At 61.6% G+C, this 14,075-nt stretch carries 12 protein-coding genes and 1 pseudogene; 4 read left to right on the forward strand and 9 right to left on the reverse strand.

The features are described from left to right. Positions 1-12: 12 nt before the first annotated feature. From H8R02_RS04820 to H8R02_RS04835, 4 genes are read right to left on the reverse strand one after another with little or no spacing between them, the layout of a single operon-like run. Complete coding sequence (locus H8R02_RS04820) at positions 13-846, reverse strand: HNH endonuclease (protein ID WP_222622318.1); 834 nt, start codon at positions 844-846, stop codon at positions 13-15. Continuing rightward, positions 846-2,447 carry an ATP-binding protein gene (locus H8R02_RS04825; RefSeq protein ID WP_222622319.1) on the reverse strand — a complete coding sequence of 534 codons (1,602 nt, stop codon included), beginning with the start codon at positions 2,445-2,447 and terminating at the stop codon, positions 846-848. The genes H8R02_RS04820 and H8R02_RS04825 overlap by 1 nt, the downstream gene beginning before the upstream one ends. A gap of 16 nt (positions 2,448-2,463) precedes the next feature. Beyond that, positions 2,464-2,901, reverse strand: a complete 438-nt coding sequence (locus H8R02_RS04830) for an EcoRII N-terminal effector-binding domain-containing protein (protein ID WP_187080191.1) — start codon at positions 2,899-2,901, stop codon at positions 2,464-2,466. Then, positions 2,898-4,790 (reverse strand): DEAD/DEAH box helicase, encoded by a 1,893-nt coding sequence (locus tag H8R02_RS04835; RefSeq protein WP_187080192.1) that lies wholly within the window; start codon positions 4,788-4,790, stop codon positions 2,898-2,900. Before H8R02_RS04835 ends, H8R02_RS04830 begins: the two co-directional genes overlap by 4 nt. Positions 4,791-5,114: 324 nt before the next feature. On the opposite strand from H8R02_RS04835, the gene H8R02_RS04840 reads away from it, so the two are divergent. Continuing rightward, the gene (locus tag H8R02_RS04840; RefSeq protein ID WP_187080193.1) at positions 5,115-5,717 is read left to right on the forward strand and encodes an NnrU family protein; all 603 of its coding nucleotides are present in this window, start codon (positions 5,115-5,117) and stop codon (positions 5,715-5,717) included. 65 nt (positions 5,718-5,782) lie between these two features. On the opposite strand, the gene H8R02_RS04845 is transcribed toward H8R02_RS04840, so the two are convergent. Then, entirely contained in the window at positions 5,783-5,995 is a 213-nt protein-coding gene (locus tag H8R02_RS04845; RefSeq protein ID WP_187080194.1) for a type II toxin-antitoxin system HicB family antitoxin, read from the reverse strand. A gap of 198 nt (positions 5,996-6,193) precedes the next feature. On the opposite strand from H8R02_RS04845, the gene H8R02_RS04850 reads away from it, so the two are divergent. Both H8R02_RS04850 and H8R02_RS30945 read left to right on the forward strand, forming a co-directional pair. Beyond that, positions 6,194-6,619: a GTP pyrophosphokinase gene (locus H8R02_RS04850; RefSeq protein WP_187080195.1), complete on the forward strand. Its 426-nt coding sequence runs from the start codon at positions 6,194-6,196 to the stop codon at positions 6,617-6,619. 120 nt (positions 6,620-6,739) lie between these two features. Then, positions 6,740-7,841, forward strand: a pseudogene (locus tag H8R02_RS30945) (Fic family protein). 3 nt (positions 7,842-7,844) lie between these two features. Here the strand turns inward: H8R02_RS30945 and H8R02_RS04865 are convergent. Next, positions 7,845-9,752, reverse strand: a complete 1,908-nt coding sequence (locus tag H8R02_RS04865) for a transglutaminase family protein (protein WP_187080197.1) — start codon at positions 9,750-9,752, stop codon at positions 7,845-7,847. A 198-nt stretch (positions 9,753-9,950) separates the two neighbouring features. Between H8R02_RS04865 and H8R02_RS04870 the strand changes: the two genes are divergently transcribed. Further along, entirely contained in the window at positions 9,951-11,069 is a 1,119-nt protein-coding gene (locus tag H8R02_RS04870) for a Fic family protein (protein WP_187080198.1), read from the forward strand. A 48-nt stretch (positions 11,070-11,117) separates the two neighbouring features. On the opposite strand, the gene H8R02_RS04875 is transcribed toward H8R02_RS04870, so the two are convergent. From H8R02_RS04875 to H8R02_RS04880, 3 genes are read right to left on the reverse strand one after another with little or no spacing between them, the layout of a single operon-like run. Then, on the reverse strand, positions 11,118-11,561 hold the full coding sequence (locus H8R02_RS04875) for a hypothetical protein (protein WP_187080199.1): 444 nt from the start codon (positions 11,559-11,561) through the stop codon (positions 11,118-11,120). Continuing rightward, positions 11,558-12,856, reverse strand: coding sequence for an RHS repeat-associated core domain-containing protein (locus H8R02_RS30280; RefSeq protein ID WP_354004877.1), 1,299 nt, complete (start codon positions 12,854-12,856; stop codon positions 11,558-11,560). The genes H8R02_RS04875 and H8R02_RS30280 overlap by 4 nt, the downstream gene beginning before the upstream one ends. Continuing rightward, positions 12,807-14,075: an RHS repeat protein gene (locus H8R02_RS04880; RefSeq protein ID WP_187080200.1), complete on the reverse strand. Its 1,269-nt coding sequence runs from the start codon at positions 14,073-14,075 to the stop codon at positions 12,807-12,809. The genes H8R02_RS30280 and H8R02_RS04880 overlap by 50 nt, the downstream gene beginning before the upstream one ends.

The raw sequence follows: 14,075 nt of genomic DNA on the forward strand, positions 1-14,075 counted from the left end.
CGACCAGTGAGCTCACTGCTTCAACCTTCGCGCGAGCTCTTCGACCTCCATTGGCGGATCGGATCGATGCAGCATCGCGTGACAGTTGGCGCAGACGGGGATCAGATCGGCCACCGGATTGACAAAATAGTCCTCCCCCATCTTCGACACTGGAACTCGGTGATGGACTTGGATGTAGCCCGAGCCCAAGTCTCCGTAGAACGCACCAAAGTCGAACCCGCACGCTTTGCAGACGAGGCCGTGGTGCGCAATGCAGGCAGCTCGATTTGCAGGACTTCGCTCGTAGCGATTCACTTCGATACGCGTCCGAGCTCCTTCAGGCAATCCACGAACATCATCTTCTGCACTCACCACTTCCTCTGACACAAGGAGGGAAAGAGTAAGGCCCAACGCGACCGAGGTGCACTCGAGCACAGTGTCAAAGACGTCGTTGTCAGTAACCTTCGCGGCAACTATCCGTTTCGAGGCTTCGATCTCAATCTTCCGCCATGGCTCCGTTGTGGGCGCCAGTTCCGGAGCAGGCACTCCGTCCACCGCGACGTACACACGCGAGCCATCCCATTCCGCACTCGTCCGGAGCGCGGCAAAAGTCTTGAACGCTGAAGGATCGGAGCGCCACATCTGACGAATCAATCCAGCCGCGAAGTTGTCGGGGTGGAAAATGACTTCGACCTGTCTTATCGAGCGCGCAATCACAATGGAAAATCCGTTCCCGTCGGCTAAATCCGTGGGTCGGATCACGGGAAACTTTCCGCCATCAACCTCTTGGTAGGAGGACGTTAGCGCGACTCCAAATCGCTCTTGCAGCACCCCGCATACGCGCGGCAGGTCGAACTCCTTACTCATCAAGCCTCACTCGGCTCGGTAGGAGGGTCGGGAAGGTCAGCTACCAGTTTTTTCAGATTGCGCGACACCTCGATCCGAAACTCCTCGAATGCATCCTTATTGTCGTCATTCAGATTATTCAATTCGGCATTGGCCAGCGCCCATAACATATAGTCCAGTGCTTGGACCACGATGCTGTTTGCCTTGTTAGGCAGATACGCCTTCGTATAGTACGGATGCCCCAGATTCAACGAGACGGCGGGCCCCTTAGCTGCGTACGTAGGCTCCCATAGGGCCCCGTTTTCAAGACTGTCAGCCGTAACGACATAGACTCCCGCCGGCACTTGCGGGTCCACAATTCTGATTGTGGCGGTTGTCTTGCCCGACTTGTTCGAGACTTCGACTTTTCCACTTGAAGGGTCGACGACTTGAACGGTGGGCGTTGATAGGCCCGGTGCCTTTTGATGAATCACGTTGCTAGATGGCGTATGCAAGAGCGCGGCCGTCCCTTTGGCCAAGCTTGCTGCGCCGCGCCTGTACCGAACTTCGGCCTCTCGCCGGGGGCCCGTTAGGAACTTGTCCCGCAGCCACTCGTAAAGGGCCTCGTTCAGCTGTATGCGCGATTTCTTGATGTCCACTTGGAAGGCGTCATCTAGCGTGTGATCGAAAGACAATTCCACGCGCAGAAGGCTGTAGTGTGGCTCCTGCTTAAACATCCCCATCCAATCTGGGCCATGTATAAGTCTATTTTCCCGGTACACGTAGACGCCTTGCCGCTCATTTGAGATTCGAGCCTCAACACGTGCTTCATCGCTCGAGAATTCCTCTTTCCGTGGCAGGATAAAGGCGCGCACGAGGAATTTTGTGCGCTGGCCGCCGTTGAGTTCCACCTCCAATTCCTGCCTTGCAACAGGCTCCTTTGTCTCGTTCAAGCAGAAGGGGTCCCACGGACGAATGGCTTGGCCGTTGACGCGTATTTCACACGTCTTTTCACGCGTGTCGGATGGATCGAGAAACCGCTGATAGACGAGCGCGATATGCTCGCCGAGCGCCGCCGCGACGCGGTCTAGCGCTTTCTTGAATGGCCGTCCCTGTTTGTCCTTGTATCCCTCGAGAAGGCGATCGACTTTCTCCCAGAGAACGACAGTCCCTGAGTGCGACGGCGCTACAGAGTCAAGTAGCCGCAGCTCGTCTACGCTCGGCGTGTCGAGCAGAAGAGACCAGGAATTAGCGGCGGCCATCTCCTCAAGATCCCACGTCGCCTTTAATGGCTTACCGCCAGCGACATGCCGAGACACCAAGGTGAGTCTCTTGCAGAACGCTGTTGATGCCGTCTTGAGCCCCAAGCCGAACTTCCCAAGGCTCTTTGCATGAGGTCTCCGCTTCGAGCCGTACTTCATAGCGTTGATCAGACCGTCTTGGTCCATGCCCACGCCATCATCGGCGACGGAGATCAATATGTCCCCGACAAAGTCGGCCGCAATGCGAACATCGATTACGTTCGCGCCCGCCGCAATCGAATTGTCAATGACATCGGCAACAGCTGTGTTGAAGTCGTAGCCCGTATCTCGAAGCCCTTCGGTGATTCGGGCAACATCAGGAGGAACTTCGATCGGAGTCATGTGCATCCTTTTCAAACTAGTATTTGATTACCTTCCAGCCGCCCGACAGCACTAGGACGGCCGACCCGAATTCGGGAACGTCTTCTGCCACCCTCAACTTCTCCGTACGCCGAAGCTCAACTCTGTAGTTGCGTTGTTCGTCGTGCCAAAAACGCAGCTCGTCACCCTCCTTTGCATTCACCGCCCGAAGGAATTTAGTCATTCGCGTGAGACGGTACTCATTCCTGGTGCCGCCGAACTTCTTGTTGTTGTAGTAAATGAACGCGAAGTCCCATCTTTCATTGCTCGCACCCTCCCGTACCGTGATTAGACATCGAGGATTTTTTTCAGCAGTGTTGAGTTTCGGAAAGAAGGCCAGGATTTCGGGGTCCAAGGGGACCAGAATTCCCGCCTGATGGCCCCCGGTGTCACCGACGTCGTTTGCTGAAAGTCGCTTTACAACCTGACTGCTCATTTTTCCTTCTCACGGAGTAACGGTGAAACTTGGAGTGCTCTCGCCAGTGCTTCCGGCTCGATTTCGCCTCCATGGCCTGTTACTGCCTCCCCGGCAAGTAGGCGCTTGAAAGATGCGCGCTCCACGATAACGCTTTCGACGGTGTTCACGTAGTAGAGGTGATGCACCGTCACGCCTTTCGCCTGACGTCGCCTGTATGCTCGTGCTGTTGCTTGATCAGTAAGCGCCGGATTCCATTCCGGGTTGTAGTGAATGACGTGGTTTGCCGCCGTGATATTGAGACCGACTCCAGCGGCCTTTGGATTCAGTAGCAAAACACCAGCTCCTGAGAACGCGAAGAACTCGTCAACAGTCGGCTGCCTACGTTCCACTGAGAGTCGCCCATCAATCGTTGCGACAAACGCGCTCGCGTCCATCGCAGTAATCGCCTCTGCAAGGCGATCAGCGACATCGAGATATGAAGTGAAAATCAGAGCCTTCTCGCCCAAAGCGAAGACCTCTTCTAGGATCTCCAGCAGGCGTGTCACCTTAGGAAATTCGATGTCTCTCGGCAGCTCGTTCGTAGCAGAAGAGGGGTTTGCACAAAATATCCGCAACTTTCCCAGTGCCACCAATGCGCCCGCCCGCCCATATTCAGTCTGGATTTGTTTTCGCAGGGCCTCATACATCTCAGCCCAAGGGCTTTCGAGTTCCAGCGGTTGGGCGATATCTACTCTTTCCGGGAGATCGTTTGCCACCTCCCGGACTCGCCTGCGGAGTAGAACCGGCGCTACAAGCAGTCCGACTCTTTCGGCATCGGCTAATTGATCTGCGAATTCTCTGCGAAAGGCGTCTAGGTCGCCGAGCAGGCGCGGGAGCGCAAAGTCGACGATTGACCACAGATCGTCAATCCGGTTCTCGAGGGGAGTACCGGTAATCGCAATTCCAACTCGCCGTGGAAGTCGCTTCACGGACGCCGTTCGCTGAGCGGCTGGGTTCTTTATGTTCTGCGCTTCGTCGAGTGCGACTACGTTCCATGAGATTTCGGACAGAAGAGGCTCGTCTCTCACGGCGGTCTCGTATGAAACAAGCGTTAAGTCAGCACCCAAGAGTCTGCTGGCAATCCCGTGTCGGTCTGATCCGCGATGAACATAAACGGATAGAGAAGGCGCAAAACTCGCGATCTCACGTCGCCAGTTTTCCAGAAGCGTTGCGGGGGCAACTATTAGCGATGGTCGGCGACGTTGAATCGCTTCATTGCACAACAGAGCGATGATCTGAAGGGTTTTACCAAGCCCCATTTCGTCGGCGAGCACGCAACCGATTGACTGATCGCACATTCGTCTAAGAAAACCGACACCCTCAGCTTGGTACGGGTACAGCTTTGCATTCAGGTTCGGGAGTTCGTCGGCGCGCAGCGGCCGCTGCACCGACATCGCCTTCGCATCGCCCTTTGCCAAGTCGATCAGTTTGGCTGGAACGTCCGGTCGCGTCCGAATTGCGACAAGAGCACCGACGGGCTGCTGCTCCTGTTTCGACCCCAGTGTCGCACCAAGCCACTCTTCGAGCTGTTGGACTTGGCTGGTACTGACGGGAAACCATCGAGCATTGACGATTATCTGATCAGCGCCCGGTCGAAGAGATTCGAATATTCCCTCTGCGAGTACACCGCAGGTCAATTCGATTCCTCGCTCGGAGTCTTGAACCCTAAGGGCCACCTCGGCCGGGAATCGTGAAAACGTAAGATCAGCCAGCTGGTCGTGAGGGTGGGCCACGTCGTACCCCTCTACTACTCTCTGACCTTTGAAGACGATATCAAATATCGTCGTAGCGCCGACGCTAATCTGCACTCCGGACTCGGTTCTTAGCGCTAGGCGCCCGCCCGACAGCATCCATGTTGCGGTCGCCAAATACCTACCTCCTCTTTCGCGGCTTGTCTCAGACGGCACGGTCTCCGCTATCCATGTATTAGAAAGGTAGTTGCCGATCTCCTCAAGTCCCCAACAAGGAAAAGGCCCGCTGGGTGCACGTCGCATGGGCGCGCCGGAAGTGCACTTTGTGGCCATTAGTTGTCGGAGGGCCGCGATTGAGCACGTTGGGTTAGTAACGGCGCCATCACCCGGTAGGTCGGTTTCCCCCTCTATGACCTCTTCACTGCCAGAAGACGAAGTTCTACTTCTTCGCAAGTCCCTTGGCACAATCCCCATACCACAGCCCCCGAAAGGCCCCACCCCATGGCCCTCCTCCTCCTCGGCCTGTTGTTATTCCTAGGCGTCCACAGCACCCGCATCTTCGCCAACACCTGGCGCACCGCCACCGTCGCCCGTCTGGGCGAGCTGCCGTTCAAGGGCATTTACTCGGTGCTCTCCATCGCCGGCTTCGTGCTCGTCGTCTACGGCTACGGCCAGTCGCGCATGCAGATGCCGATCTGGGACCCGCCCACGTGGATGAAGCACGTCACCGCGCTGCTGATGCTGCCGGTGTTCCCGCTCTTCGTGGCCGCCTACGTGCCGCGCAACGCGCTCAATGCGCGGCTGAAGCACCCGCAGATCCTGTCGGTCAAACTGTGGGCGCTGGCGCACCTGCTGTCCAACGGCAACCTCGCGGACGTGCTGCTGTTCGGCAGCTTCCTGGTGTGGGCGGTGCTGGGTTTCCGGGCGGCGCGCTTGCGCGACGCGGCGGCCCTGGGCAGCCCGCACGACCCGCGCAGCACGGTGCCGGCGCCGGCGCCTGCCAGCGCGGGGATGACGGCGGCGACGGTTGTCGTCGGGCTCATCGTGTATGTGGTGTTCGCGATGGTGCTGCACGCCATGTGGATCGGCGTGCGGCCGTTCTAGGCTGGTGCACGAGCGGATTGCTTCAGCGGACGGGCAGTCAGCGCAGCGTTCGGCTCAAGCGGCCGTTACGTTTGCACTTCGACCATCTGCCCGAACGAATGCGGAGGAGGGATCGGCAGGCCATCCTCCTTCATACCTTCAATGTGAAACTCAATTGCCTCGTGAATGAGCTGCGTGACTTCCTCGCGCGTCTTCCCGGCAGCCACGCAGCCTGCCAGGTCGGGCACATAGGCGCCAAACCCGGTGGGGCCTTCCTCGATGACGACGAGATACTGCACGCGAAACCTCACTTCCTGACCGCTGCCCGCTTACGAACGTTGCTGAGCGTGCGACACGGCACGGCCACTCTTTAAGGTCACGAATTGTGATCTTAAAGACTCGCAGTCGGGTCTCTAGTAGGGCGTCAGGAGCTCAGGGCCGATCTTTAAGGTCGCAATTTGCGATCTTAGACATCAGAATCTCCCCAGGAGCCCGCCATGATCACCCTCGAACGCGCCATCTCCCTCGCCTCGCACGCCCACACCGGCCAGCTGGACAAGGCCGGCGCCCCCTACATCCTGCACCCCCTGCGCGTGATGATGGCCCAGCGCACGGAGGCGGCGCGCATCGTCGCCGTCTTCCACGACGTTTGCGAAGACTGCGCCGGCTGGAACTTCGAGCGGCTGCCGGCCGAGGGCTTCACGCCGGAGCTGGTGGAGGCGCTGCGCTCGGTGACCAAGGTCGAGGGCGAGGACTACATGGACTTCGTGCGCCGCGCCGCCGCCAACCCGATCGGGCGGACGGTGAAGATGGCGGACCTGCGCGACAACCTGGACATCTGGCGCATCGCGGTGCTGACCGAGAAGGACCTGGAGCGGATCAACCGGTACAAGCGGGCGGTGGCGCTGCTGGAGGGCTTGTAGGGAGGTCGCAAACGAAGTCGCAAAAACTCGCGCACGTTTGCTGGAATTCCCTTTCAGATCAATAACTTAGGCGTGCAGTCAAAGTCGCAAGAATTCGCGCTCTACGACCACCCGTCCCAGATGGAGCCACTGCTGCCCGGCGAGCACCGCCTCGGGCCGCTGCTGGAGCGCGCGCATGACCTGCAGGGCGAGGCGCATCGCCTGGGCGGCTTCGCCCAGCCGGGGGCGCTGACCGGGCTGCGCACGCTGCTGCGTGCGATGAACTCGTACTACAGCAACAAGATCGAGGGGCAGCACACCCTGCCGCTGGACATCGAGCGTGCCCTGCGCAACGACTATTCCGCGGACGCCGACATGGCCCGCCGTGATCTGCAGCTCACCCCGCCGCACCCCGAGGTAGAAGCTGGCCCAGCGCTCGAGCATCCGGCCGATCGCCGCGCTGGCCGGCGCCGCATGCACGCCGACGGAAACCTCGCGGTCCCGCAGCTCGCCAGGCTGCAGCACCGCGCCCTCGTCCAGCGTGCGGTCCTCCTCGGGCAGGCGCGCAAAAAGGTCCTGGTGGATGTCGCTCACCATCTGGGGGGACCACACGCGCTCCATCGTTGCCGCTGCGGCGTCGCACCAGCGGCTCGGCTGGATTCACCCCTTCCGCGACGGCAATGGCCGCGTGATGCGGCTGCACACGCACCTGGTGCTTGGCAAGCTCGGGCTCACCAACGGGCTGTGGTCGCCGCTGCGTGGGTTTGCGCGCAGCCGTGACAAGTACTACGCGCTGCTTGCCGCGGCCGACGAGCCGCGCGCGGGGGATCTCGACGGGCGCGGCAATCTCTCCGAGCGTGCGTTGGTGGAGTGGATCGCATACGTGCTCGACCTGTGCCTGGACCAGGTGCGCTTCATGGCAGGCCTGCTGCAGCTGGATGGCATGAAGGACCGCATTGCCGCCTGCCTGCACTATGAGGAGAACGTTGTGAAGTCAGGCGTGCGAACCGAGGCGCTCCGCGCGCTGCACTACCTGTTCGCTTCGCAAGGCGAGATGGAGCGCAGCGAGTTCAAGGCGCTGCTTGGCCTGGGCGATCGGCTGGCGACCGCCCAGGTGTCGGCGCTGCTCAAGCGCGGGTTGGTACTGTCCGACTCACCGCACGGCAAGCTGCGGTTCGGCGTGCCGCAGCACGCGCTGCGGTTTTACTTCCCGAATTTGTGGCCGGAGGCGGAGGCGGTTTAACCCTTAGCGCACGCCCCGCTTGTAAACCACCTGCGTCCGCAGGTTCTCCCCCACAGCCGCGGCCTGCTTGCGGAACTCCGCCATCACCTCCGGCGTGCAGATGCTCGTCGCGGTCTTGTCATGCAGCTCGCGCTGCACCTTCACGCCCATGCCCGTCTTCTCGTACTTCGCCGTGTAGTCGACGATGCTGCCCTTGAGCTGCACGCTCTCGGGCATGGCCAGCAGGGTCATCGTGGCGGGTAGCTCGATGTCGTACACCTCTTCGCTGTGGAAGCCGTGGCACTGCTGCCGGCGCTTGCCCACTGGCTCTTCATCCGCACCGGCGAACATCATCACCGAGTGCGGCGTGCCCACCACGGGCGCGAAGAACATCGCGCCGTTGGCGCCGCCGCGCAGGTAGTTGTCGATCTCGAACCGCACCGAGAACTCGTAGGTGTCCACGAGGCCGTTCGTCTCGCCCTTCTGCAGCTTGCCGCGGCCCTTCATGCCGGCGGAGGCGAGCGTGCTCTTCACCCAGTTGGCCTCGTCCTCGGCGCTCAGCTCGCGCATGTACGCGCGCATCTGCGCGGCCGCGAGGCCCTTCACTGCCACCTGCATCGTGCCGGTGGCGGAGCCGTTCTCAGCGATCTTCAGCGCCATGCGCAGCTTCTGCGCGGCAGTGCGGTGGTCCTGCGCGGGCGTGGTGGCCAGGGCCTTCGCGGCGCCGATGTGGATGACGGGCTTGGAGTAGCTGTCGTCCGGCAGGTGGCCGAAGGGGATTTCCTTGGCCGTTGCGTCGACGTAGAGGTCGAAGTCCGGCAGGTAGTTCATCACGTGGTTGACGAGCGAAACCACGGGCGTCTTCGCGAGTTCGTAGTCGCTGCCCGCGTTGATGAGGACCTGCTCGCTGCGGATGCCGGCCGCGGTGAGCAGCGCCTGCAGCACGGTCGCGTGGTCCTTGCAGTCGCCCATCTTGTTGTCCAGCACGGTGTCCACGTCGCGCGGCACCACCGCGCCAATGCCGATGCAGTTGCCGCCGTACGTGAGCGTCTTCGACACCCACTCGTAGATCAGGCGCGCCTTCTCGTGCGGTTGCTTCTCCGCGCCCACGATGCCGGCGGCCAGCGCCTGGATGCGCGGCGTGGGCTGCGCCTTGGGCAGCGCGCGGGCCGCGTAGGCGCGCGCGATGCTCTCGTAGTCGGTGAAGGTGGAGACGAGCACGCCAGGGCGTTCGTCACGGCGCCAGAGGCCGCCGTCTTCTTCCTCGTTCCAGCGGCGCGGGTTGGGGTTGGCGTAGCGCCACTCATGCACGCGCTTGCCATCCTGCTCCACCACGGGCTGCTCGTTCACGTGGTGGGCTTCGGTCAGCAGCTTCATCTCCTTGGGTACGCGCACGGTGAGGCGGGCATCGCCATAGGGCGCGAACGGGCTGTAGCCCATGGCCATGGAGAACTGGCCGGGGAACATCGGCTCCTTCTCGGTGATGCGGTAGCGCACGTGCACGCTGTCGCCCACTTCCAGGTCGGGCATCACGGCGGTGATCCTGGTGCGGTCCGAGAAGAAAGGGCTCGCGCCCTTGCGGCCGTCGTTGGTCTGGTGCTGGTAGTTGGTGGGCGGCACGGGCAGCTTGCGGCCGTCCTTCTTGAGCGTGTACGCCTCGACGATCTCGCCGGCCTGGATGCTCGTGCTGAAGGAGATCGAGTATGTCTTGGCGCCTTCGATGGCGCGCTGCTGCAGCACCTGGTAGCGCAGGTCGACGGTCTCGGTGGCGCTGCCGTCTTGCTGCACGTCGTAGGTTGCGTGCCAGAGCTGAGTGACGATGGGGTGGTCGGTTTCGCCCGCTCGTGCGCCAGCGGTGAGTCCGAGGTTGAGGATGGCAGCGGTGGCGAGCACGATGCTCTTGCGCGCTGCATGGCGGAGTGCAGTGGACATGGGTTCCTCCCGGGTGAAGTGGGCGGAATTTAGATGGAGGTGGCGCGGCTGGGAGCTGACCGAAGGTCTAAGTTGGGGGAAATGCAACAGGCGTTGGCGTGGGCGGCGGCCAGAGTCGTGCGGGGAATCGATAGGCTAATCTCCGCATACGTTGCGGAGAAAGTTGCGCGTGCGGAGAATCCGCCCCACAATCTCCGCATGTTTCGCGGACAAAGCCGCTATATCTGGGCGAAGGCGGGCTGGCCCGGCATGCACTACGAGCTGCCGGTGCTGGCTGCTGCGCTGACCGAAACCAGCCGCCTCGAAGGTGCACTACTCGGCAGGCTTGCCGACGTGGGCTTGGGGCTGCGCGACCAAGCCAGCCTCGCCGCCTTGACCGATGACGTCGTGAAGACCAGCGAGATCGAGGGCGAGCATCTCAACGTGGCGTCCGTTCGTTCGTCTCTCGCGCGTCGGCTCGGCGTGGACATCGGCGCGCTAGCGCCGGTGGACCGCAACGTGGAAGGCGTCGTGGAGATGATCCTCGACGCCACAGCCAACTTCTCGGCGCCGCTGACCGAGGAGCGGTTGTTCGCGTGGCACGCCTCCTTGTTCCCGACCGGGTTCAGCGGCATGAGCCCCGTCACGATCGGCGCATGGCGCGATGACGCGTCAGGCCCGATGCAGGTCGTGTCCGGCCCGGACCACCGCCGCAAGGTGCACTACCAGGCGCCGCCGGCGACCAGCCTCGATGCGGAGATGGCTCTTTTCCTCCAATGGGCGAATGCGAGCACGCCCGAGCCTGCGCTCGTGAAGGCGGGCCTGGCGCACCTTTGGTTCGTCACCATTCACCCGTTCGACGACGGCAACGGCCGCATCGCCCGTGCAGTGGGCGACCTGTTCCTTGCCCGGGCCGACGGCAGCCCGCAGCGCTTCTATAGCCTGTCGGCGCAGATTCAGCGTGACCGCAAGGCGTACTACGACATCCTGGAGCGTACGCAGAAGGGCACGCTCGATGTGACGGAGTGGCTCGCCTGGTTCCTTGCCACCCTTCAGCGTGCGCTGGCCAATGCGCACTCCACGCTCGATGCGGTGCTGGTGAAGGCGCGCTTCTGGCAGAACCTTGCCGGCGTGGCGTTGAATGAGCGGCAGGTGAAGATGATCAACAAGCTGCTCGATGGCTTCGAAGGGAAGCTCACGAGCACGAAGTGGGCGGTGATCACGAAATGCTCGCCCGATACGGCGCTGCGGGACATCAACGACCTTGTGGCTCGAGGCGTGCTCCGCAAGATGGAGGGCGGGGGCAGAAGTACCGGGTATGAGCTACAGATATCGTGACGCCATCGCCGACCACACCCTTGTGCGCTGGAACCCGATTGCGACTGATCACGACGATATTGAAACCTTGACGTCGCTCTTGATTTTGTACTCGATCGAGATCGGGCCTGCCGTCGTCCTCATTGCCGAAATGTTGCTGACGTCGTCTACCTCGAGTACGACGCGTCGTTCGCCGATCCATGTAGCCTTCAGCACGTCGCCCACGCCGCGTGCTTCATATCTGAGCACGAGGTCACTCGGACCAGGGGCTTCGCGAGACGGATGGACATAAACGTACGTCACGACACTCGTTCCCAGTGTTGTGCACGCAGTAGTGTGCCAACTCACGGTCATGTCCTGACCGTTTACAACCGAACCACCGGCGAACTTGTCGCACCATGCGTTCGCCTCACCTTGCGGGTCGGCACGCCAGGCAACGAAAACCGCTGTCGCGATGGATCCGACCAACAAGCCTGCGGCCAGCAGCAGGAGTGAGCGACTTGGTTTTCTCATTGACAGGCGTACTGCAGGTTTCCGGAGTTTGCGGCATCCCAGCCCATCATCCACATCTGTCTCTGACGCGGACTTCCTGCGTTGCTTGAAAACGCCCGTGCAAAGGCGCCGGCGATGGCACCGGTGGCTTCTCGGCTATAGCCCGCACCGTGCATGTAGACACCAACTGCGAAGTTGGAAGCGTCAGTATAGGCTGCGGTGAACTGATTCATCGCTACATCGCGCTGGAAATCAAATGTTCCCCAATGTCCGACGGTGCGGTTTACCTCTAATGGGTTCCTCCCATTTGACTGACCAGCCGCCTGCACCGCCGCGAAGTTGGTTCCTGTGGGCGCGTAGAAGGTCGTCGATCCCAGCATGCAGGTGCATGAATCCGACGGGACTTTCGGCCTGAAGCCCATGGAACCGTAGTAGGGGCCATATGGCCCCATTCTGGGATTGTCGAGCCCTCGTGGGTCGGCGTAGAGGAGCGGGTCCCCGCCGGCATAGATGTACCTGTTCCATCCACCGTGGATGCCGATCGGATCGGACTGTCTGTACCGCATCAGGAACGGGTCATACGAATCACGCTGGAAGTTGTAGAACGTTCCGGTTTCAGGGTCCCGTAGTTGTCCAGGAAATGCCAACGAACTCTCTACGCCGGGCTTGGTCGCTTGCAAGCTCACTTGTCCATTCGCTGTCGTGCTCGTTGCCAGTACGCCAGTCGGACGGTTTCCGCCGTGAGCTGAATAGGGCCACTGCCAGACCACGTTCTTCGAGGCGTCCGTGATCAGCCGGGCCGTACCAAGGTGGTCCGTGTGGACCGAATACAACTTCCCATTCAGATAGACGCCCACAGGTACGGCGCCACCATTCTCCGTTGGCAGCCAGATGTACTCGGTCCTGCCCTTGCCCGTCGCAGAACCGTTGCCGTACTCCCCCAGCATGGCCCACGATGGAATCTGGCCATCTCCATACACGAACGCCTGCCCGATGCTGGTCTTGTCGCCATTGCCTTTCGCGAACGTCCACCCGAAGTTCTTGCGCAGCCAGTTGATGAACGTGTTCCCCAGCTCGCTCTCCTTCGGCAGCGTCTGCAGCACCTCCGGCTCGCTCTTGAACACCCGCTGGCCCCAGCCGTTGTGCAGGTAGCGCACGGCGGCCGCTTCGCCGTCCTTCACCATCTCCACACGTGCCAGGCGGTTGTCGTCGCCGTAGACGAACTTGCGCAGCCTGTCGCTCGTCATCGCACCATTCGCGTCCACGTCATAGCTGACGTTCGTGACGGTGCTGCTCACCGTCTTCCCGTCCTTCATGCGCGTGAGGGTCTGAGTGAACCCGAGCAGCCGGTTGCTGCCCGCATCCACCTTCAGCGAGATGTCCGCGCCTTGCGCCATGTTCGGCTGGTCGAAGGTGCCTTCGAGGTCCACGTCGCTGCCGCATCTCCAAGGCCTTCAAGCGGTTGGAGTTCGCATCGTAGGTGTAGACACTCTTCGCACCTTGCCGCTCGAAGCGCGTCAAGCGGTTTCGGTTGTCGTAGCCAGCGGCCCACGTCACGGGTGCCTTGTACAGCTCGCTCACGGTGGTGGTACCCACGACGACCGTGCGCGTGGCCCACAGGTCCTGGGTGATGCCTGTGATGCGAGATGCCGCGTCGTACGTGTAGCGCGCGAACTCGTTGGCCGTCATCTGGCCGTTCATGTCGAGGCTACGCGCCGCCGTATCACCGTTGCTCCACACCCACGCCTTGGGCTGCCCGAGCGGGGTGTGGGTGAGTGCGCTCACAAACGGCACCCACGCCTTGTTCTTGCCGGGCTCGAGCACGTCGATGCCAGTGATGCGGCCGGTTGTGCGCCTGTATGCCACCTTCAGGCCGCTCGGGTAGGTGATGGACGTGAGGTCACCTTGCGTGTAGCCATACTCGACATGGAAGGTGCTCGGGTTCGCCGGGTTGTCGTTGATCCGCCAAGTGGCAGTGAGCACACGTCCATGCAGATCGCGTGTGTACGTGATACTCCCCGAAGCGTCCTCCAACTTCTCGACGCGCCCGCCGAGCCCATAGGTAAAGCTGGTGATGCTGCCGGCGTCGTGGAGGATGCGTGTGGGGCGGCCCAGCAAGTCTCGCTCGACGCGCGTGACTTGCCCCTTCGCATCGCGTATCTCCGTGATAGCGCCGTTCGCGTTGCGCTTGAACGTCACAGTGCCGATGTCGGCACTCGTCTCGCTCATCACTTCACCAAAGGCGTTGCGTGTGTAGCGAGTGGCGACACCCTTCGGATCGGTCAGCTGCATCAGCTGGTTCAGCGGCGACCAGGCTCGCGTGACGGTACTGTTGTCGGGCAAGGTAGTCGCCGTGGGCCGGCCCAGCGCGTCCAGCGCCTGCCGCGTGGTCTGGTTCAAGGTGTCGGTCTGCGTTACCAGCCTGCCGTTCGCGTCGTAGCCGTACGACCACGACCCCTGCGCAAAGCTGGTGATGCAAAGCGAAGCCAACACCGCGCAGCACACGGCGCGCGCCCATACCGAGTGCCGCTGCAT

It is taken from the genome of Ramlibacter albus (genome assembly GCF_014297445.1).
GTDB lineage: Bacteria > Pseudomonadota > Gammaproteobacteria > Burkholderiales > Burkholderiaceae_C > Ramlibacter > Ramlibacter albus.